Raw genomic sequence first — 19,902 nt, 5'->3', positions numbered from 1 at the left:
TCATGTTTGAAAAAGTCAAAAAAAGCAGTACAGAGAATTTAGGAAAAACCAACAGAATTGTAGAAGGAACTTCTATTGTTGGCGATATTGTTTCAAAAGCTGACTTTAGACTGGATGGTGAATTGATTGGGAATTTTACTTCGCAGGGAAAACTTGTTATAGGAGCATCGGGAATTGTTAAAGGAGAAATTATTTGCCACAATGCCGATATTGAAGGAGAATTTCAAGGGAAATTAAAAGTTTTAGAAGTACTTAATATAAAAGGAACAGCGCGCATTCATGGAGAAATTGCCGTTGGAAAACTATCCATAGAACCAGGAGCAGATTTTACCGCAACCTGCACAATGCTAAATTCTAATCCTGTAATACTGCTAGAAGATGGAAAAGGAACCGAATAATAATAGGAGAAACAAATGGCTTGCACTTATTAACATTCCATTTCAAATGGGAGTCATTATTTTCTTGTTTTCTTATTTCGGAACCTGGCTTGATGAAAATCATCCAAGCCCAAAAGTGTATTACAATACTATCTTTGTGATGGCCGGAGTAGGCCTTGCTTTATATAATGTTATCCGCCAAGTTAATGATATTAATAAAACAAAGTAATTTTGTCATTTATAGCAGCTTTAGATAAAAGTTGCATCTTTGCAAAAAATTACCTGAAATGTCATTAAAAAATTACAAACCTGTTTTTCATTTATTTTGTTTTGCTGTTGTTGCCTGTATGGTGCACATGACAGCTTTCTATTTACTGGAAATTAATTTTCAGAAATTTCATTATAGCATAGAATTGCTATATTTAATTTTTTTCGGATTAACAGCTTTTCTATACCTTATATTATTAAAGGTAAAAATGAAGAATTTTGAAATCGTAGGAATGGTTTTCTTATTCGGCACTTTTACTCAAATGTTATTGGGATATTTAATTTTGCAGCCAATTTTAAAAATCAAAACCGAAACGGTCAATGTTGAAAAAGTCAGTTTTTTTATAACATTTATTTTGTTTTTGTTATTTGAGACGCTTTTAACTGTCCGATTATTAAATGAAAAGCGTTAAAATCGCGAATATGTAAAACAAGGTTCAAAAATAATTTTTCATATCCTTTTGAATATTAATAAAAAATGTACCTTTGCACCAAATTTTAGAAACGTAAAAAAATAAGATTTTCCACGATATGGTGATTTCAAACAAACCACTCAGCTTTATTCTTGCAGCTTTTGTAGCTTCTCTACCAATTATGGGTTTTGCAAACCCAGAGAATGATTCAACGCATGTACAAACGGAAACAGCTCACGAAGAGAAAGTAATTTCACATAATGCTCCAGCGGAAGGAGAGCACGAAGCTCTTGACCCAAAGGCAAAAGTGGATGCTTTTATTGATCACCACTTACAAGATTCTCACGATTTTGTTTTCTTTCAAGATGAGAAAGAAAACAAACACTATGGTTTTCCATTACCAGTTATACTTATCGACGGAGGTTTGAAAGTTTTCTCTTCTTCAAAATTTCATTTTGGTGAAACAGTTGCAGAAGTTGATGGAAACTTCTACAAACTAGTACACGGTAAAATTTACAAAACAGATGCAGCCGGAACAATTACTTTTAATGAGCACGGTCATCCAGAAAACGAAAAGCCTTTAGATTTTTCTATGACAAAGAATGTTGTTTCAATGCTTTTTGTTGCAGTACTATTATTCTTCATGTTTACTGGTTTAGCAAAATCATATAAAAAAGGACCAATCCCAACAGGATTTGGAAGAGTTTTAGAGCCTCTTATAATTTTCATCAGAGACGAAATCGCAGTTCCTAACATTGGAGAGAAAAAATACCGTAAGTATATGGGTTACCTATTAACTGTATTTTTCTTTGTATGGGTTTTAAACTTATTAGGAATGACTCCGCTAGGAATTAACGTAACAGGAAATATTGCTATTACAGTTTGTTTAGCAGCATTTACTTTTATCATTACACAATTTAGTGCAAACAAAGATTATTGGGGACACATTTTCTGGATGCCAGGAGTACCAGTTCCAATGAAAATTATTTTAGCGCCAATTGAGGTTTTAGGAACATTGACAAAACCATTCGCATTATTAATTCGTTTGTACGCAAACATTACTGCTGGTCACGTAGTAATTATGAGTTTGATTGGAATGATTTTCGTTGGAAAAAATTTAGCAGCAGATTTGCCAATCTCATTAGGATTGACATTGTTTATCTCTGTTATTGAAATTTTAGTTGCATTTTTACAGGCATTTATTTTTACAATGTTGTCATCATTATTTATTGGTATGGCGGTTCAAGATCATGACCACGCTCACCACCATGAAGATGAAACAGCAATTATTTAATTTAGAAGTTTAATTTTATATATATAAATAGTTATGGGAACAATTCCAACTTTAGTAGGTGCTGGTTTAGTAGTAATCGGTGCAGGTTTAGGTTTAGGTAAAATCGGTGGATCTGCTATGGACGCTATTGCTCGTCAGCCAGAAGCTGCTGGTAAAATTCAAACTGCGATGATTATTATCGCGGCTTTATTAGAAGGTTTAGCATTTGCTGCTTTAATCTTAGGAAAATAATAAAGAGAAAAATAGCAACATCTTTAACGGTTGGTTAAAGGTGTTGTTACTTTAAAAAGAAATTAAATATTTAATATAGTTATAAAATGGATAAGTTAATTAACGATTTTTCATTCGGTTTATTCTTTTGGCAAGCTTTAATCTTGTTAGTATTAATTTTACTTTTAGTGAAATTTGCATGGAAACCAATTATGGAATCTATTACTGCAAGAGAAGAAGGTATTAAAGATGCATTACTTTCTGCTGAAAATGCAAAGAGAGAAATGGAAAACTTACAAGCTGATAATCAAAGAATTTTGAATGAAGCTCGTGCAGAACGTGACGCGATGTTGAAAGAAGCTCGCGAAATGAAAGAGAAAATGATAGCTGATTCTAAAAACGAAGCGCAAGAGGCAGGTCAAAAAATGATCGAGCAAGCTAAAGCTGCTATCGAAAGTGAAAAAAATGCTGCAATGGCTGAATTGAAATCTCAAGTTTCAACTTTATCATTAAGCATCGCTGAAAAATTATTGAAAGAAGAATTATCTAACAAAGAATCTCAAACTAAATTAGTTGAGAAAATGTTAGGTGACGTAAAGTTAAACTAAGATATGGCAAGTACAAGAGCAGCAATTCGTTATGCAAAAGCAATTCTGGACTTAGCAAACTCTAAAGGTGTTGCCGAAGCTGTCAATAACGATATGAAAACAATTGCTCAGGCAATTGAAAGCAATTTAGAATTGAGTACATTTATTCAAAACCCAACTACAAAAGTTGAGGTTAAAGAAAGTGCTCTTTTAGAAGTTTTCGCAAATGTAGATGGTGTAACTAAAGGTTTATTTCATTTATTATTTGAAAACAAAAGATTCGAAATTCTAGAAGGAATTGCATTAGAATATAAAAGATTATTTGATGAAAGTAATGGTGTTGAAGTAGCAAAAGTTACTACAGCAATTCCAATGGATGCAGCTTTAGAAGCTAAAGTTTTAGCAAAAGTGGCTACTTTGTCAGATAAAAAAATAACGATAGAAAATATAGTAGATCCATCAATCATTGGAGGATTTATTTTGAGAATAGGTGATCAACAATACAACGCTTCTGTTGCAAACAGATTACAAGTATTAAAAAGAGAGTTAAGTAATTAGTTTTATCACACATAAAAGTGTCTAAATTATAAATTAAGATGGCGGAAATCAAACCTGCTGAAATTTCAGCAATATTAAGAAAGCAAGTAGAAGGTTTTGAATCTGGTGCTACGCTAGAGGAAGTAGGAACAGTACTTCAAGTTGGAGATGGTATTGCTCGTATTTACGGGCTATCGAATGTACAATATGGTGAGTTAGTTGAATTTGAAAACGGACTTGAAGCTATTGTATTGAACCTTGAAGAAGATAACGTTGGTGTGGTACTTTTAGGACCATCAACTGGAATCAAAGAAGGATCAACAGCAAAAAGAACACAACGTATTGCTTCTCTTAAAGTAGGTGAGCAAATGGTAGGACGTGTAGTAAACACTCTTGGTTTTCCTATTGATGGAAAAGGACCAATTGGTGGAGACTTATACGAAATGCCTTTAGAAAGAAAAGCTCCTGGAGTTATCTTCCGTCAGCCAGTTACTGAGCCATTACAAACAGGAGTAAAAGCAGTAGATGCTATGATCCCGGTTGGTCGTGGACAACGTGAGCTTGTTATTGGTGACCGTCAAACAGGTAAATCAACTGTTTGTATCGATACAATCTTAAATCAAAAAGAATTTTACGATGCAGGAAAACCTGTATTCTGTATATATGTTGCAATTGGGCAGAAAGCTTCAACTGTAGCAGGAATCGCTAAAATGTTAGAAGAAAAAGGTGCAATGGCTTATACAGTTATTGTTGCAGCTAACGCTTCTGATCCAGCTCCAATGCAAGTTTATGCTCCTTTCGCAGGTGCTGCAATTGGTGAGTACTTTAGAGATTCAGGTCGTCCTGCACTTATTGTGTATGATGATTTATCTAAACAAGCTGTTGCTTACCGTGAGGTTTCTCTTTTATTAAGAAGACCACCGGGACGTGAGGCTTATCCTGGAGACGTTTTCTACTTACACTCTCGTTTATTAGAGCGTGCTTGTAAAGTAATTGCTGATGATGGTATCGCTAAAAACATGAACGATTTACCAGATTCTATCAAGTCTATCGTAAAAGGTGGTGGTTCATTAACTGCATTGCCAATTATCGAAACTCAGGCTGGTGACGTTTCTGCATATATCCCAACAAACGTAATTTCGATTACGGATGGTCAGATTTTCCTTGATGGAGATTTGTTTAACTCTGGGGTTCGTCCTGCAATCAACGTAGGTATTTCTGTATCTCGTGTTGGAGGTAATGCTCAAATTAAATCAATGAAAAAAGTTTCTGGAACTTTAAAATTAGACCAAGCTCAATTCCGTGAATTAGAAGCTTTCGCTAAATTTGGTTCTGACTTGGATTCAGTTACTTTAAATGTAATTGAAAAAGGAAAAAGAAACGTTGAAATCTTGAAACAAGGTTTAAATGATCCTTACCCTGTTGAAAACCAAGTTGCTATTATTTATGCAGGTTCTAAAAACTTATTGAAAAGTGTTCCTGTAAATAAAGTAAAAGAATTTGAAGCTGATTTCTTGTCTTACTTAAACAGTAAACATAAAGATACGCTTAACGCGTTGAAAGCTGGTAAATTTGATGACAACATTACAGATGTTATTGAAAAAGCAGCAAAAGAAGTTTCAGCAAAATATAACTAATTAGATAATTCGTTAATTAGATAATTAGAAAATGCATAAACATTTTTCTAATTATCTGATTTTCAAATTGTCACATTTTCTAATTTAATAGATGGCAAATTTAAAGGAAATCCGTAATAGAATTACTTCCGTTTCATCGACGATGCAGATTACATCGGCTATGAAAATGGTTTCTGCTGCAAAGCTTAAGAAAGCACAAGATGCAATCACTGCGATGCGACCTTATGCCGAGAAATTAACAGAGTTGCTACAAAATCTTTCTGCTACACTTGATGGTGAAGTTGGAGGAGATTATACAACTCAGCGTGAAGTAAAAAAAGTATTGCTTGTAGCGATAACTTCTAACAGAGGTTTATGTGGTGCATTCAATTCAAATGTAATTAAGGAGATTAAAAATCGTACTGATTTTTATGCAGGAAAGCAAGTTGATGTTTTTGCCATTGGTAAAAAAGGTGGAGACGCTTTAGTTAAAACGCATAAAATTCACGGACATCATAATGCAATTTTTGATCATTTAACTTTTGAAAATGTTGCTGGAATTGCAGATAATTTGACTCAAAAATTCTTATCTGAAGAATATGATAGAATCGAATTAATCTACAATCAGTTTAAAAATGCTGCAACACAAATTGTTCAGACAGAGCAGTTTTTACCGTTAGCTCCAATTAAATCTGATGCAGCAGCTTCTACAGGAGATTATATTTTCGAACCTTCAAAAGAAGAAATTGTATTGACTCTGATTCCAAAATCATTAAAAACACAATTATACAAAGGAATTCGCGATTCATTTGCTTCAGAACACGGAGCACGTATGACAGCTATGCACAAAGCAACTGACAACGCAACTGAATTAAGAAACCAATTGAAATTGACTTATAATAAAGCGCGTCAGGCTGCAATTACTAATGAGATCTTAGAGATCGTTGGTGGAGCAGAAGCGTTGAACGGATAGTAAAATATCTAAAAATATAAAAAAGAGCCAGCAAATATTTGCTGGCTCTTTTTGTATACTAAGGAAGTGGTTTGTAATTTATTTTAAACGCCTATAAAATGGTGATTCTCAATTTACCCAAAAATTGAGAATCAATACCATTTTATAAAATTATTGTACAGATTTATCACCTCTGTTTTGCTTTGTCTTTTATGGGAACAAACTAGCTTTATTAATCCCAATGCTCTGTTTTTTTGAGGGTTACATTTCAGCAGAATCAATCCCTTGTGCTTTGTCTTTTGTGGGAACAAACTAGCTTTATTTATCCCAATGCTTTTCTTTTTTATAAGGGTTGTATTTCTAGCTTTTCTCAATCCCTATGATACAAAGTTAATATAGAAGCAGTTGTAAAAATTTATACAATTATTTCTCAATTTTATAGATTTCACATATCTTGTTTTAGAATTGTATTTAAAGCGTAAGAAAAATTGAGTAATTTTGAGGTTTATCTTTTATTACAATGGAATTTCAAATACGAGAGCTTACTACAATTGACGAAATGCTGGCACAAATTGATACCATGCGATTTCTTTATCCTAAAATTTCAATAGAAAAATATGAATCATTTCTTTTAGAAATGGTACCACATAATTATATACAGATTGGAGTTTTTGATAATGATACATGTTTAGGAATTACCGGCTGCTGGTCGGCGACGAAACTCTGGACAGGAAAATATCTAGAAATTGACAATTTTGTTGTTAATCCAGAACACAGATCGAAAGGAATTGGAAAATTATTGACTGATTATATTGATCAGAAAGCTTTAGATTTAGGTTGCAGCAGTATCGTTTTAGATGCCTTTACTGGAAATTTTGGCGCGCATCGTTTTTACTACAATCAAGGTTATGGTCCAAAAGGATTTCATTTTGTGAAAGTTCTGGATGAAAACAAACTTACACAATAAAAAAACGCTGAACTCCTTTTATTGAACATGCAAAATCATTAATAAACCAAAGAATTGGTTATTTTTGTTTTACGAACTTTATTATAAAAATTATTTTGGGATTATATAAAAATCTATTCAAACAAACTGCGATTTACGGACTAGCAACGGTTTTACCAAGGATGCTTAGTTTTTTATTGGTCAGATTATATACTGGTATTTTACCAACTGCAGAATATGGTGAAGTTTCGATTGTTTTGTCTTGGATGGTTTTCTTTAATGTTGTCCTTTCCTACGGAATGGAGACTGCTTTTTTTAGATTCTACAGTGCCGAAGAAGACAAGAAAAATGTAATTGCAACTTCTACGATTTCTATTTTTTGGTCATCCATTGGGTTTTTGTTTGCAGCTTTAATTTTTAGAAATACACTTGCAACTTGGGCCGAAGTTGATGTACAATATGTTACTTATTCGGTTTGGATTTTAGTTTTAGATGCTTTGGTTTTAGTGCCTTTTTCAAAACTTAGAGCTAATCAGCGACCAATGGTTTATGCCGCGATTAAGATTGGAAATGTTGTTATTAACTTATTGCTGAACATTTTCTTTTTGATGTATTTGCCAAAACTCGCAGCTTCGAATCCTAATTCGGTTTGGGATAATTTGTATGTTGAGAATTTCCAAATTGCCTATATTTTCATTGCAAATCTTCTGGCAAGTTTAGCCACCTTTATTGTTCTTTCGCCAAATTACCTTTCACTTGGACGAAAATTCGATCCGGAACTTTGGAGAAGAATGATGAAATACGGCCTTCCAATTTTGGTTGCCGGATTGGCTTTTGCCGTAAACGAGCATTTTGATAAAATTCTGTTAGGATATCTGCTTCCTGAAAATTTAGCAAAATCTGAAGTTGGGGCTTATTCAGCTTGTTACAAATTAGGATTATTCATGGTTCTTTTTGCAACAGCTTTTAGATTAGGAATTGAACCTTTCTTTTTCAGCCATGCTAAAAATGAAAACGCTCCACAGACGTATGCAGTTATCACTAAATATTTTGTGATTTTAGGCTCATTGATTTTATTAGGCGTTATCGTTTTTGCAGATGTTTTAAAATACTTATTGTTAGATAACAAATCCTATTGGGAGGCAATGAAAGTGGTGCCTCTAATTATTTTGGCAAACTTCTTTTTAGGAATTTACAATAACTTATCGGTTTGGTATAAATTGACAGACAAAACAAAAATTGGCGCTTACATTTCTATTGTTGGTGCAATTGTTACTTTGGTTTTAAATTATCTCTTAATTCCAAAGTACAGTTATTATGGTTCGGCAATTGCAACTATTTCGGCTTACGGAAGCATGATGCTTATCTCTTATGTTTTAGGAAATAAATATTACCCGATCCCTTACGATATGAACAAGATTGGAGCTTATTTAGGTGTTTCAATAGTATTCTCAATAATTTCATTTTACGGATTCAGAGAGAAATATTATGTTGGAATTCCGCTTCTTTTAATTTTTATGTACATGGTTTATCATTATGAAAAAGATACCATAAAAGGAATACTAAAGAAAAAATAAGCCCGTTTAAAATTTTAAATTACAAATGAAAATACAAATCATCAATAAATCACAGCACGACTTGCCAAACTACGAAACTATTGCTTCGGCAGGAATGGATTTGCGTGCTAATTTAACAGAATCAATTACGCTAAAACCTTTAGAAAGAACAATTGTAAAAACAGGACTTTTTATTGAATTGCCAATTGGCTACGAAGCGCAGGTAAGGCCAAGAAGCGGACTTGCTGCAAAAAAAGGTGTCACAGTTTTAAATTCTCCAGGAACGGTAGATGCCGATTATAGAGGTGAGATAGGCGTGATTTTGGTAAATTTATCGAATGAAGAATTCGTTGTAGAAAACGGAGAACGAATTGCACAATTAATTATTGCCAAACACGAAAGAGCGGAGTGGATTGAAGTTGAAGAACTTTCAGAAACTTCAAGAGGAGCCGGAGGTTTTGGAAGTACAGGAGTGAAGTAAGTTTTCAGTCGCAGTCTCAGTAATCAGTTTTGAAATTTGCGATCTTAAAAATGAAATGATAGAACATTGCGAACTTTACATAACTTCTTTGTGAACTTTGCGGTTAAATTTTAAAAATCAAGAACCAACTCAAGAAGATTTTCAAATCTTCCCCTAAAAAATAAATATAAAAATGAAGATAATCGTTCCAATGGCCGGACGCGGCTCAAGACTTAGACCACATACTTTAACAGTACCAAAACCACTAATTCCTGTTGCAGGAAAATCTATTGTTCACCGTTTAGTTGAGGATATTGCCAAAATCTTAAAAGAACCAATCGAAGAAGTTGCTTTTATTTTAGGTGATGAAGCTTTTTTTGGTGAAGATGTTGTAACAAGTTTAAAGGATTTGGCTACTGGTCTTGGCGCAAAAGCATCTATTTACCGCCAGGATTTGCCTTTAGGAACTGGTCACGCAATTCTGTGTGCTAAAGAATCATTGTCAGGTCCTGCAGTTATTGCTTACGCAGATACTTTAATTAGAGCTGATTTTGAATTAGATCCTCAGGCAGATGCTGTAATTTGGGTAAAACAAGTAGATCAGCCGGAAGCTTTTGGGGTTGTAAAACTAAATCAGAATAATGAAATTATAGAATTAGTTGAAAAACCAAAAGAGTTTGTAAGTGATTTAGCTGTTATTGGGATTTACTATTTCAAAGAAGTTGGCGATTTGAAAAAAGAACTTCAGGGCGTTTTAGATAATAATATTCAAAACGGAGGTGAATATCAAATCAATGACGGAATCAAAGCCATGATGGCAAACGGTAAAGTTTTCAAAACAGGAAGTGTTGACGAATGGATGGATTGTGGAAACAAAGATGTTACAGTTGAAACGAACAGTAGAATGCTAGGTTTTTTACATAATGACGGAGAGCATTTAGTAGATTATAATGTAACATTAGAAAATGCAACAATTATTCCGCCTTGCTATATTGGTGAAAATGTGGTGTTGAAAAATGCAACAGTTGGACCAAATGTTTCTCTAGGAAAAGGATGCCGTGTTACTGACAGTTCTATTAAAAATAGCTTAATACAAACTTATTCTCAAATAAAAAACGCTAACTTAGACAATGCGATGATTGGAAATCATGTTAGTTATGATGGAAAGTTTACAAGCATAAGCATTGGAGATTATTCTGTTTTAGAATAGAAGAAAGTTTTCAGCAGTTTCTTTTTGGTTTAAAAATACAATTATAAAAAGAATGAAAAAAGGCGTTTTAGTCATTTTATTTTTCGTTTTGCTTGGCAATTCAAACTCGGTTTTGGCTCAGACAGAACCAGAAGATATTGCTATGGCGCCCGATGAATATCAAGATGCTTTTTATGAATCTTTGAAACAAAAAGGAATTGAAAATTATGATAAAGCTATAGTATCATTAGAAAAATGTATAAAACTAAAACCTAGTGATGCTGTTGCTTATTTTGAATTAGGGAAAAATTATTTGGCTTTAAAAGATTATCAAAGTGCAAATAATGCTTTTGAAAAAGCGGCACAATTAAATCCTAAAAACAAATGGTATTGGCTCGGAATTTATGATGTAAGTTATGAAACCAAGAATTATCCGCTGGCAATAGAAACGATTCAAAAAATTATTGTTTTTGACGAAGAATATAAAGATGATTTGATATCGCTTTATATGATTACAAATCAATTTGATAAAGCGCTTGTCGCGATTAACGAAATGAACGATAAATTCGGAAAATCAGAAGATCGTGATCGTTATAAAATGCAGATTTTATCTCAAGGAAAATATCAAAATGCTGAAATTTCTAATTTGATTGATCAAATTAAAAAGGATCCAAAAGAAGAATCAAATTATCTTAATCTGATTATTTTATACTCAAAATCAGATGATAATGATAAAGCGCTAGAAGTTGCGACAAAATTGGCAAAAGAAGTTCCAAACTCAGAATGGGCGCAGGTAAGTTTGTTTAAGACATATTTAGATGCAAACCAGGCTGATAAAGCGATCAAGTCAATGAACATTATTTTGGCAAGTTCAAAAATTGATTCAAAAATTAAACACAGAACTTTGAATGAATTTTTGATTTATACGAATAAGAATCCGCAATATGCTCCAGATTTGGAAAAAGCAATTTCTTATTTTGATAATGATCCAAATGTGGACGTTGCAAAAGAAATTGGAAAATTTTATCATAGCAAAGGTCAGTACGAAAACGCAATTAAATATTATGAAAAAGATTTAAAAGCAAATTCAGATACAGATCGTGAAACCAATTTGCTTTTGCTTGAAGCTTATACGCAGGCAAAACAATTTGAACCGATGACCAAGCGAGCAATGACTATGATTGAAGTGTATCCAAGTCAGCCACAATTTTATTATTATGCAGGACTGGGAAATAATCAGTTAAAACAATTTAAGAATGCAAAAACCGTTTTAGAAATGGGGCTTGATTATGTTGTTGATGATAAAAAGTTGGAGTCAAACTTTAATATGCAGTTAGGAGAGGCTTATAATGGTTTAGGAGACGCCAAGAAAAAAGAGGAATACTTTTTGAAGGCTAGTGAGTTATTAAAACAAAAGAAGTAAGAAAAAATGAAAAGATATATAGCAATAGCATTGCTATCGGTTTTAGTTATTTCATGTAAATCAAAGGCCGTAGCAGTACAAAACAATAATTCTAAGACAGAAGAAGCACCAAAAGAAGATAAAAAAGCAATTGAAAAACATTATAACAATAAGTTAGATTTTTCGACTTTAAACATAAAGGCCAGTGCAAGATATGAAGATGAGAAGCAAAGCCAGAATGTTGCTGCTGATATCAAAATCGAAAAAGACAAACAAATTTTAATAAGCATTCGTGTTCTGGGAATTACCATGGCAAAAGCCTTGATTACGCCAACCACTGTGAGTTACTACGAAAAAATAAAAGGGACCTATTATGAAGGTGATTTTACTAGTTTAAGCAAATGGTTAGGAACCGAATTAGATTACAGCAAAGTTCAGAATTTGTTAGTAGGAGAAGCGCTTGACGATTTGAGAAAAGGAAAATACACGCAAACAATTGTAGAAAATCTTTTTAGATTAGAAGATGAAAAAGATAGTAAACTGAAAAAGGTTTTTTATCTTGATTCAGAAAAATATTTAATTCAGAAAGAAGAAATTTCACAAGCCTCAGAAAATATAATGCTTGAGATTATGTATTCTGATATTAAAACATACAATCAAGGAACGCTTCCAACGAGTATTGAAATTAATGCGGTACAGCCAAAAGGAAAAACCAATATTAATTTAAATTATAATAATATTTCATTTAATGAAGAACTTTCTTTCCCATATAGTGTTCCAAGTGGGTATAAAAAAGTTATAATTAAGTAAATTTGCAAAAAGAAAACAGAAACATGCCAAAATTTCTCCTAAGCCTAATTTTTATTTGTGCCACAACTTTTATGTGGGCACAGGATTCGCAGCAAGAAAAACTTGAACAGCGTAAAGCGCAAATTCAGCAGGAAATTAGAGATAACGAAAAAATGCTGCAGTCTGTAAAGAAAAAAGAAAAATCAGCTGTAAATGTATTTATGATTCAGGCGAATAAAATTAAGCTGAAAGAAAAATTGATAAATACAACAGCAAAACAGGAAAGACTTTTAAGTAATGATATGTATATTAACCAAGTTCAGGTTAATAAACTAAAAAAAGAGCTGGCAGTTTTAAAAGAGGATTATGCAAAAATGATTCTTAAATCATACAAAAGCCGTTCAGAGCAGAGCCGCGCTATGTTTATTTTGTCTTCAGAAAGTTTTTTACAAGCATATAAAAGAGCGCAATATTTAAAACAATACACGAATTACAGAAAAAATCAAGGTTTAGAAATTCAGTCAAAAACAGCTCAGTTAGTTGATTTTAATGCAAAATTAGACGGACAGAGAAAAGTTAAGAAAAAGATTATTGCTGAAAATCAAAAAGAAAAACAAAGCTTAGAAGTTGAAAAGAAAGAGCAGCAAAAATTAGTTAACGCTCTTAAAAAAGATAAAAACAAAATTATTGCCGATACTAGAAGCAAACAGGCAGAAGCAAAAAGAATTGACAGGCAAATTGATCGTTTGATTCGTGAAGCGATTGCTGAAGCAAATAGAAAAGCAGCTTTAGAAAGAGCAAAAGATAATCCAGGATCGACAGCTTCAACGGCGCCAGTTTCCTCATCAAAAATTGCTTTAACACCAGAAGGAAAAATCTTGGCAGCAGATTTTAAAGCAAACAGAGGAAAATTGCCTTGGCCAGTTGAAAAAGGATTTATTTCATTAGGTTATGGAGATCAGCCTCACCCATTGCATCCTTCAATAACGGTTCATAACTCAGGAGTTGAGATTACAACAGAACAAGGTGCAACTGCCCGCGCGGTATTTGAAGGCGAGGTTTCAAGTGTAATTGTCTTATCTCCAATAAACAGGGCAGTTATGATTCAGCATGGAGATTATTTTACTGTATATCAAAACTTAAGTCAGGTATTTGTAACCAAAGGAGAAAAGGTTAATATCAAACAAAGTATTGGAAAAGTAAGAACCAGCGGTGATACAGGAAAAACGATCATTAAGTTTTTGATTCTTCAAAATACATCTAACAACAATCCGGAAGGATGGTTGCAAAACAGATAAAAAAAGGGAGCTTAAATAAGCTCCCTTTTTTATTGCTGTTGTTGCTGCAAATGATCCATATAATCGAGTTGCTCCTGAACGCGCGATGAAACTTCCTGAAGTTTAACGTCGTTGATTTCTTCGAATTGTCTTCCGTCTTCATAACCAATCGAAACACAAACCGAAAGTGTTTGTCTTGCTAATCCTTTAAAAGTTCCTTTTATGGGCGTACAATCACTAAAATTTCTTCCGACAGAAAGCCGAACATGATTATCCATTGTCCAGATATTATTTGTCGGATCCAGACCTAACCAACCTTGTTTCGGCGTATAAATTTCTACCCACGCATGCGTTGCGCCTTCACCACGCAACCCGCTTTCATTAGGACAAATGTATCCGCTGACATAACGTGAAGGAATTCCTGCAGTACGCAACAGCTGTAATAGAATATGAGCAAAGTCCTGACAGACACCTTTTTTTAAAGTCAAAATTTCATCAACTGTAGTTTCAATATTTGTTATTCCTTTAGTGTAGGTGAAATTATCATAAACGTAAGTATTACATTGTTGGGCAATTTCAATGATGGATTTGTTTTCAATATTTATCTTTTTTAAAATCGCTCCAATTTCATTTTGTTTCTGAATATCATCCAGATAACAAAGGCGCAATAGTATAATACTTTTTTCTTTTTCAGCCTGAATATCTTCCACGGAAGTGGGATCAATCTCTGGAATTTTAAGAGAATGATTCACCCGAACTAACATTCTGGATTCAATTGTCATTTCATTATGTGCATCCAAAACATTGAAATTGCCAACGCGATTTCCATAATAATCTTCAGAAATATCAACATCAGGATTGTGCGTAATTAACAACTGATATTGTAACACTTCCTGATTTTCAAAATGATGCGGAAAAAGTCGGATTTCGTTAATACTTTCTTTTATGGGATGATTATATTGATATTTTGTAAGGTGAACTATTTTGAAAACCGCCATATTTTTAGGTATAAGAAAAGAATAATTTTGAAAAATCTGTAGAAAATTGAATAAGTTGATTTTTAGTGTTTTGCAAGACTTCTTCGAGTTCCTGATTCGTTAAATGCTGATAATCTGTATAAGCGATATAACTTTTTAATCGTCCAAACTGGTTCATTAAGGTTCGGGCTTCGCTCAAATCATTGTCTTTGAAAAGACAGTTCAAGTACGTGTTTATAAAGTCTAAAGTATAAATTACAGAATGAGCAAAATCCATATTGAAAATAACCTGATGCGCCACTTTTCGATTGTGCGAAATGTTGCTGTAGCTTTTTAAATACAACTCATATCCGGAAAGCGATAGTAATAAACGTCGCCAATACATTAAATCTTCTTCGCCTTCGAGATTATAATTTATAGGAGCAAAGTAAGCTTGCGTCATCGAAATGGTTTGCAGACATCTTTCTATATGTTTGCCAATACTCGAAAAACACCAGCCCAAACCACGTGGCATGGTAACTTGCAGAATTCCATTGTAAAGCAATAAATCCTTGTTGAGTTTGGTTATAATTTTTAAAGCATCTGAAGTTTCTAGTTTTCTGGGAAGATCTGGTGAGTTCATATAATGATACATCGAATTGATATGTTCCCATAATTCTTTGGTTATTTTATCCTGAGAACCACGCGCATTTTCGCGAGCTTTCACGACTAAATTTTTAACTGAATTATCATTTTGGTTATCACAAATAATGTATTTCAGAACATAAGTTGTGTCATATTGTATGGAATGAATTTTATCTTTAGATAAATTGGTATAATATTGCAATAACGGTTTATACCCTTGAGAATCGTTAATTTCTTTATCAAAAGATAAAATATAGGAAGTGTTCAAAGTAAGCAACATTCCATCTGTACGTTCCATATATCGGTTGAGCCAAAACATTCCGTCTGCAACCCGGCTAAGCATATTTACTCCCATTTTGAATGTTTTTTTAGGTTAGAAAAAGTCATTTATTTTATAATCCAGGTATCTTTACTTCCACCACCTTGAGACGAGTTTACAACCAAAGAACCTTCTGTCAAAGCAACTCTGGTTAGCCCACCGGGAACAATTTGAATTCCTTTTGGTCCGCATAAAGCGTAAGGTCTTAAATCGACGTGACGTAATTTGAGTTGCCCGTCAATTAAACACGGAACAGTACTTAATTGTATAATAGGTTGTGCAATAAAATTTCTTGGAGTTTTGGTTATTGCAATTTTGGCTTCGTCCATTTCTTCCTGTGTTGCCTTGTTGCCCATAATCATTCCGTAACCGCCACTTTGGTTGGTTTCTTTAATAACCATAGTTTCCATATTGGCAAAAACGTGTTCGCGTTCGTCTAAATTTTCCATTCGGTATGTCGGAACATTTTTTAAAATCGGTTCTTCGTTCAGATAATATTTGATCATATCCGGAACGTAAGCATAAATCGCTTTATCATCGGCAACGCCATTTCCTACAGCATTAACCAAGGCAACATTTCCTTGTCGATACGCGCTGATTAATCCAGGAACTCCTAGCGCACTGTCGGGTTTAAAAACCAAAGGATCAAGATACTCATCATCTAAACGACGATAAATAACATCGACTTGCTGTAAACCTGAAGTGGTTTTCATATAAACGCGATTGTTATTGACTACCAAATCTCTTCCTTCAACTAAGGGAATTCCCATTTGACGGGCCAAATAAGTGTGTTCGTAATAAGCCGAATTATAAACGCCGGGTGTCATTAAAACTACATTTGGATTAGAAACATTTCTCGGCGAAAGCGAAACCAGAATACTATGGAAAATCATGGGATAGTTACCAACCATACTTACATGGTTTGATGAAAGCATATCAGGAAAAATACGTTTGGTAATTTCCCGATTTTCCAACATATAACTCACGCCACTCGGACATCGCAGATTATCTTCCAGAACATAAAATTCGCCTTTTGCTCCACGAATTAAATCAATTCCCGCAATGTGAACATGGATATTATGAGGCACTTTTATTCCCTGAACTTCCTGAATATAATGCGGACAAGAAGCGATTAATCCCGCGGGAATAATTCCTTCTTTTATAATGTTTTGATCATTATAAATGTCTTCCAAAAATAAATTCAGCGCCATTAAACGCTGTTTTATTCCGGATTCAACTTCTAACCAATCTTTTTGTGTGATGATTCTAGGTATAATGTCAAAAGGAAATATGCGTTCAATACCATTCGCATCATCACTATAAACAGTAAAAGTAATTCCCTGATTCATGAACAAATCAGAAGCCTGTTGTTGCTTGTTGGTTAAATTTTTATGACTTAAACTTTGTAAAGTTTTGAAAACTTGACTGTAGGATTCCCGAACACCATCTTTAGAGAACATTTCATCCCAACCGCTATGATTTAAACTGGGTGCTAACTTTGCCATACTCTAATTATTAAATAAATTGTTTTTTAGACTTTTTTATGAAAAATATTCATTTTTTAATCTAAAATACAATTTTAATTTTCTTAAAACTTTCAAATTAGTGTGAATTTTATAATTTATGTAAAATTCGTTTTTTGAAGTTTTTATTTTGAAAATATGACTTTTTAGAGGTACGTTTTTTTGAGATTTCGTAGCGAAGAAAATGGCCTTAAGAAGAAATAGAGTTGTTAATCAATTTTATGTATAAAAAAAGGAAGCAATTTAAGCTTCCTTTTTATGGTTGAATTTTTATTAATCGTATTGTTCTAAAAAATATTTCACAACATCCGTTGTCGTTACGATTCCTTTAAGCTCGCCATTGTCAACAACGGGCAAAGCATGAAAATCTTCTTTTGCAAAAATTTCAGCCAAATCTCTAATTATAGTATCCGATGTAACAGTTTTTGGTTTTGAAGTCATGACTTGCGAAACTGTCAGCATATCCAAAATGGCTTCATCGGCACCTTCCTGCCCTTCAAACAAAGCTCCAAAAGTTAATCGGTTAATGTCGGTTCTACTAATAATCCCTACAACTTCTTTTCCTTTCACAATCGGAATGTGGCGAATCGTATTTTTCTTTAGCTTCTCAACAACTTTTTTAAGATCATCATTTTCGTTTGCAGTCACTACGGTTTTGGTCATAATATGACTGATTGGTTCTCTTTTTTTCATAATTGATTTGTTATTAGGTTCTCTCAAATATGTAAAATAATTCCGATAAAAAACATGACTTTTATCAGCATTCAGATCTCAGAAGAACAATCTCATTTATTGGGTTTTCATCAAAAAAAGAATCAAAATAGAAGTAAAAAGGGGTAAGAATGTAAAAATCATTCTATTGTTCAATGGAAATTGTATCGAGTGAAATTTAAAAATAGTATTTTTGCACTATGGAAACAAATAGACAGAAAAAAATAGGCGGTGTCATCCAAAAAGATTTGGTTGATATTTTGCAAGGTGAAGTGCGAAAAAACGGAATTAATAATTTGGTAATTTCCGTATCCAAAGTTAGCGTTACATCAGATTTATCTGTGGCAACAGTATATTTAAGCATTTTTCCACAAGAAAAAGCAAAGGAAACTTTAGAAGGTATAAAATCAAATACTACCTTAATTAAACACGATTTGTCACAACGTGTTCGTTTGCAATTGCGTCGTGTACCAAACCTGGTATTTTTTATCGATGACTCATTAGACTATATCGAAAAAATTGATAACGCTTTATCAAACAGAGAAAACCCAATTGAAAATCGCGATCTTTTAGAAAAAAGAAGAAAATCATAAGTTGAATTTCCCCCTTTACATAGCCAAACGTTATATTTTTAGCAAAAGTAAAAACAATGCTATTAATATCATTAATCGTATTGCCAGCATGGGAATCATCGTTGGTACAATGGCTTTGTTTGTGGTCTTGTCTGTTTTTAGCGGTTTAAAGGTTTTCAGCCTTTCGTTTACAAACGAAATTGATCCCGATTTAAAAATGACAAGTACTTACGGAAAATCATTTTTAATGACGCCAGATCAGGAAAATCAGATTAAGAAAATTGATGGTGTCGTTTCGTACACTAAAATTATCGAAGAACGCGTTTTGTTTTTGTTTAAAGACAAACAAAAAGTTACTTATTTAAAAGGAGTTGACAGTAATTACCCTGTAGTCAACGATATCAAAAAAAAGCTTTTCACAGGACAGTGGCTAAAACCAGATACATATCAGGTTGTCATTGGGTACGGCATTTCCCGCGATTTTTCATTAGGAGTTTTGGATTTTGAAAATCCGTTACAGATATTTGCTCCAAAACCTGGAAAAGGAGCAATTGAAAATCCGGATGATGCTTTTACAAAAACAGATGTTCTTCCGGTTGGAATTTATTCAATCAGTGAAGATTTGGATTCAAAGTATGTTTTTGCTGATTTGGGTCTGGTACAGGAATTATTAATGTACAAGCCAAATCAAATTTCGGGCGTTGAATTTAATTTAAAAGAAAACGCAAGTGAGCGCGCTATACGATCGCAACTTGAAAGTATTTTCAAAAATAAAGTTACGCTTAAAAACAGAGCACAGCTGAATGAATCTTTGTATAGAATGCTTAACACCGAAAATATCGCTGTTTATCTGATTTTTACTTTAGTAATTATTGTGGCACTTTTTAATTTGATTGGTGCTTTGATTATGATGATTTTAGAGAAAAAAGGAAATCTTAAAACTCTTTTTAACCTAGGAACTGAAATTAGCCATCTGCGAAAAATATTCCTACTTCAAGGAACTTTATTAAGTGTTTTTGGTGGTATAATCGGACTAATTTTGGGTGTTATTCTAGTATTGTTGCAACAAAAATACTCACTTATTATGATTACGCCAACGTTAGCTTTTCCGGTTGTATTTACAATTGAAAACATATTAATTGTTTTAGGTACTATCATTTCTCTTGGCTTTCTGGCTTCTTTAATTGCTTGCAGCCGAGTGAGTAAAAAGCTGCTGGATTAATATTTCTGGCTAAAAAATATTCCCTATATTTATCCTCTCAAAAAATTAGAGCATATGATTGTTTCTGCCTAATCCTATTTTA

22 protein-coding genes are annotated in these 19,902 nt (G+C 33.2%); 18 read left to right on the top strand and 4 right to left on the bottom strand.

Annotation, left to right across the window (positions count from 1 at the left end; translation table 11 throughout):
• The first annotated feature begins 2 nt into the window (after positions 1-2).
• The 16 genes from EV145_RS02720 (at position 3) to EV145_RS02645 (ending at position 13,893) form a co-directional block, all read left to right on the top strand.
• Complete coding sequence (locus tag EV145_RS02720; RefSeq protein ID WP_026727285.1) at positions 3-398, top strand: polymer-forming cytoskeletal protein; 396 nt, start codon at positions 3-5, stop codon at positions 396-398.
• On the top strand, positions 379-606 hold the full coding sequence (locus tag EV145_RS02715) for an AtpZ/AtpI family protein (RefSeq protein WP_133523684.1): 228 nt from the start codon (positions 379-381) through the stop codon (positions 604-606). The genes EV145_RS02720 and EV145_RS02715 overlap by 20 nt, the downstream gene beginning before the upstream one ends.
• Before the next feature lie 58 nt (positions 607-664).
• Positions 665-1,057, top strand: coding sequence for a hypothetical protein (locus EV145_RS02710; RefSeq protein ID WP_133523683.1), 393 nt, complete (start codon positions 665-667; stop codon positions 1,055-1,057).
• A 118-nt stretch (positions 1,058-1,175) separates the two neighbouring features.
• Positions 1,176-2,351 carry a F0F1 ATP synthase subunit A gene (atpB, locus tag EV145_RS02705; RefSeq protein WP_133523682.1) on the top strand — a complete coding sequence of 392 codons (1,176 nt, stop codon included), beginning with the start codon at positions 1,176-1,178 and terminating at the stop codon, positions 2,349-2,351.
• Positions 2,352-2,384: 33 nt separating this feature from the next.
• Complete coding sequence (atpE, locus tag EV145_RS02700; protein ID WP_008465835.1) at positions 2,385-2,582, top strand: ATP synthase F0 subunit C; 198 nt, start codon at positions 2,385-2,387, stop codon at positions 2,580-2,582.
• Between the two features lie 86 nt (positions 2,583-2,668).
• Complete coding sequence (locus tag EV145_RS02695) at positions 2,669-3,169, top strand: F0F1 ATP synthase subunit B (RefSeq protein WP_017496870.1); 501 nt, start codon at positions 2,669-2,671, stop codon at positions 3,167-3,169.
• A 3-nt stretch (positions 3,170-3,172) separates the two neighbouring features.
• Entirely contained in the window at positions 3,173-3,706 is a 534-nt protein-coding gene (atpH, locus tag EV145_RS02690) for an ATP synthase F1 subunit delta (protein WP_133523681.1), read from the top strand.
• A 38-nt stretch (positions 3,707-3,744) separates the two neighbouring features.
• On the top strand, positions 3,745-5,322 hold the full coding sequence (atpA, locus tag EV145_RS02685) for a F0F1 ATP synthase subunit alpha (RefSeq protein ID WP_133523680.1): 1,578 nt from the start codon (positions 3,745-3,747) through the stop codon (positions 5,320-5,322).
• A 91-nt stretch (positions 5,323-5,413) separates the two neighbouring features.
• The gene (gene atpG, locus EV145_RS02680; RefSeq protein ID WP_133523679.1) at positions 5,414-6,274 is read left to right on the top strand and encodes an ATP synthase F1 subunit gamma; all 861 of its coding nucleotides are present in this window, start codon (positions 5,414-5,416) and stop codon (positions 6,272-6,274) included.
• A 499-nt stretch (positions 6,275-6,773) separates the two neighbouring features.
• Complete coding sequence (locus EV145_RS02675) at positions 6,774-7,220, top strand: GNAT family N-acetyltransferase (protein ID WP_133523678.1); 447 nt, start codon at positions 6,774-6,776, stop codon at positions 7,218-7,220.
• A gap of 95 nt (positions 7,221-7,315) precedes the next feature.
• Complete coding sequence (locus tag EV145_RS02670; protein ID WP_133523677.1) at positions 7,316-8,776, top strand: lipopolysaccharide biosynthesis protein; 1,461 nt, start codon at positions 7,316-7,318, stop codon at positions 8,774-8,776.
• Positions 8,777-8,801: 25 nt separating this feature from the next.
• On the top strand, positions 8,802-9,236 hold the full coding sequence (gene dut, locus EV145_RS02665; protein ID WP_035646609.1) for a dUTP diphosphatase: 435 nt from the start codon (positions 8,802-8,804) through the stop codon (positions 9,234-9,236).
• Between the two features lie 172 nt (positions 9,237-9,408).
• Positions 9,409-10,425 (top strand): sugar phosphate nucleotidyltransferase, encoded by a 1,017-nt coding sequence (locus EV145_RS02660; RefSeq protein WP_133523676.1) that lies wholly within the window; start codon positions 9,409-9,411, stop codon positions 10,423-10,425.
• A 52-nt stretch (positions 10,426-10,477) separates the two neighbouring features.
• Positions 10,478-11,827: a tetratricopeptide repeat protein gene (locus EV145_RS02655; protein ID WP_133523675.1), complete on the top strand. Its 1,350-nt coding sequence runs from the start codon at positions 10,478-10,480 to the stop codon at positions 11,825-11,827.
• Between the two features lie 6 nt (positions 11,828-11,833).
• Positions 11,834-12,616: a DUF4292 domain-containing protein gene (locus EV145_RS02650; RefSeq protein WP_133523674.1), complete on the top strand. Its 783-nt coding sequence runs from the start codon at positions 11,834-11,836 to the stop codon at positions 12,614-12,616.
• 23 nt (positions 12,617-12,639) lie between these two features.
• Entirely contained in the window at positions 12,640-13,893 is a 1,254-nt protein-coding gene (locus EV145_RS02645) for a murein hydrolase activator EnvC family protein (protein WP_133523673.1), read from the top strand.
• Positions 13,894-13,922: 29 nt separating this feature from the next.
• Here the strand turns inward: EV145_RS02645 and EV145_RS02640 are convergent, their stop codons facing one another.
• The 4 genes from EV145_RS02640 to EV145_RS02625 form a co-directional block, all read right to left on the bottom strand.
• Positions 13,923-14,870: a transglutaminase domain-containing protein gene (locus EV145_RS02640; protein WP_133523672.1), complete on the bottom strand. Its 948-nt coding sequence runs from the start codon at positions 14,868-14,870 to the stop codon at positions 13,923-13,925.
• 4 nt (positions 14,871-14,874) lie between these two features.
• A complete protein-coding gene (locus tag EV145_RS02635) occupies positions 14,875-15,828 on the bottom strand; it encodes an alpha-E domain-containing protein (RefSeq protein ID WP_133523671.1) in 954 nt (317 codons plus the stop codon).
• Between the two features lie 32 nt (positions 15,829-15,860).
• A complete protein-coding gene (locus tag EV145_RS02630; RefSeq protein WP_026982451.1) occupies positions 15,861-17,297 on the bottom strand; it encodes a circularly permuted type 2 ATP-grasp protein in 1,437 nt (478 codons plus the stop codon).
• A 291-nt stretch (positions 17,298-17,588) separates the two neighbouring features.
• Positions 17,589-18,008, bottom strand: coding sequence for a CBS domain-containing protein (locus tag EV145_RS02625; RefSeq protein WP_133523670.1), 420 nt, complete (start codon positions 18,006-18,008; stop codon positions 17,589-17,591).
• Positions 18,009-18,226: 218 nt separating this feature from the next.
• Between EV145_RS02625 and rbfA the strand changes: the two genes are divergently transcribed.
• Together rbfA and EV145_RS02615 are read left to right on the top strand one after the other, a co-directional pair.
• On the top strand, positions 18,227-18,619 hold the full coding sequence (gene rbfA / locus EV145_RS02620) for a 30S ribosome-binding factor RbfA (protein WP_007808467.1): 393 nt from the start codon (positions 18,227-18,229) through the stop codon (positions 18,617-18,619).
• 1 nt (position 18,620) lies between these two features.
• Positions 18,621-19,820, top strand: coding sequence for an ABC transporter permease (locus EV145_RS02615; protein ID WP_133523669.1), 1,200 nt, complete (start codon positions 18,621-18,623; stop codon positions 19,818-19,820).
• The last annotated feature ends 82 nt before the right edge of the window (positions 19,821-19,902 follow it).

Origin of the sequence: Flavobacterium sp. 245 (genome assembly GCF_004362055.1) — a bacterium.
GTDB lineage: Bacteria > Bacteroidota > Bacteroidia > Flavobacteriales > Flavobacteriaceae > Flavobacterium.
The sequence above is the reverse complement of the archived record's forward strand: the minus strand, read 5'-3'. Positions and strand labels throughout refer to the sequence as shown.

What these genes read in the sequence shown, in the direction of transcription:
- EV145_RS02720 (WP_026727285.1), top strand. Translation starts at nt 3, where the DNA reads ATGTTTGAAAAAGTCAAAAAAAGCAGTACAGAGAATTTAGGAAAAACC.
- EV145_RS02715 (WP_133523684.1), top strand. Translation starts at nt 379, where the DNA reads ATGGAAAAGGAACCGAATAATAATAGGAGAAACAAATGGCTTGCACTT.
- EV145_RS02710 (WP_133523683.1), top strand. Translation starts at nt 665, where the DNA reads ATGTCATTAAAAAATTACAAACCTGTTTTTCATTTATTTTGTTTTGCT.
- atpB (WP_133523682.1), top strand. Translation starts at nt 1,176, where the DNA reads ATGGTGATTTCAAACAAACCACTCAGCTTTATTCTTGCAGCTTTTGTA.
- atpE (WP_008465835.1), top strand. Translation starts at nt 2,385, where the DNA reads ATGGGAACAATTCCAACTTTAGTAGGTGCTGGTTTAGTAGTAATCGGT.
- EV145_RS02695 (WP_017496870.1), top strand. Translation starts at nt 2,669, where the DNA reads ATGGATAAGTTAATTAACGATTTTTCATTCGGTTTATTCTTTTGGCAA.
- atpH (WP_133523681.1), top strand. Translation starts at nt 3,173, where the DNA reads ATGGCAAGTACAAGAGCAGCAATTCGTTATGCAAAAGCAATTCTGGAC.
- atpA (WP_133523680.1), top strand. Translation starts at nt 3,745, where the DNA reads ATGGCGGAAATCAAACCTGCTGAAATTTCAGCAATATTAAGAAAGCAA.
- atpG (WP_133523679.1), top strand. Translation starts at nt 5,414, where the DNA reads ATGGCAAATTTAAAGGAAATCCGTAATAGAATTACTTCCGTTTCATCG.
- EV145_RS02675 (WP_133523678.1), top strand. Translation starts at nt 6,774, where the DNA reads ATGGAATTTCAAATACGAGAGCTTACTACAATTGACGAAATGCTGGCA.
- dut (WP_035646609.1), top strand. Translation starts at nt 8,802, where the DNA reads ATGAAAATACAAATCATCAATAAATCACAGCACGACTTGCCAAACTAC.
- EV145_RS02660 (WP_133523676.1), top strand. Translation starts at nt 9,409, where the DNA reads ATGAAGATAATCGTTCCAATGGCCGGACGCGGCTCAAGACTTAGACCA.
- EV145_RS02655 (WP_133523675.1), top strand. Translation starts at nt 10,478, where the DNA reads ATGAAAAAAGGCGTTTTAGTCATTTTATTTTTCGTTTTGCTTGGCAAT.
- EV145_RS02650 (WP_133523674.1), top strand. Translation starts at nt 11,834, where the DNA reads ATGAAAAGATATATAGCAATAGCATTGCTATCGGTTTTAGTTATTTCA.
- EV145_RS02645 (WP_133523673.1), top strand. Translation starts at nt 12,640, where the DNA reads ATGCCAAAATTTCTCCTAAGCCTAATTTTTATTTGTGCCACAACTTTT.
- EV145_RS02640 (WP_133523672.1), bottom strand. Translation starts at nt 14,870, where the DNA reads ATGGCGGTTTTCAAAATAGTTCACCTTACAAAATATCAATATAATCAT.
- EV145_RS02635 (WP_133523671.1), bottom strand. Translation starts at nt 15,828, where the DNA reads ATGGGAGTAAATATGCTTAGCCGGGTTGCAGACGGAATGTTTTGGCTC.
- EV145_RS02630 (WP_026982451.1), bottom strand. Translation starts at nt 17,297, where the DNA reads ATGGCAAAGTTAGCACCCAGTTTAAATCATAGCGGTTGGGATGAAATG.
- EV145_RS02625 (WP_133523670.1), bottom strand. Translation starts at nt 18,008, where the DNA reads ATGAAAAAAAGAGAACCAATCAGTCATATTATGACCAAAACCGTAGTG.
- rbfA (WP_007808467.1), top strand. Translation starts at nt 18,227, where the DNA reads ATGGAAACAAATAGACAGAAAAAAATAGGCGGTGTCATCCAAAAAGAT.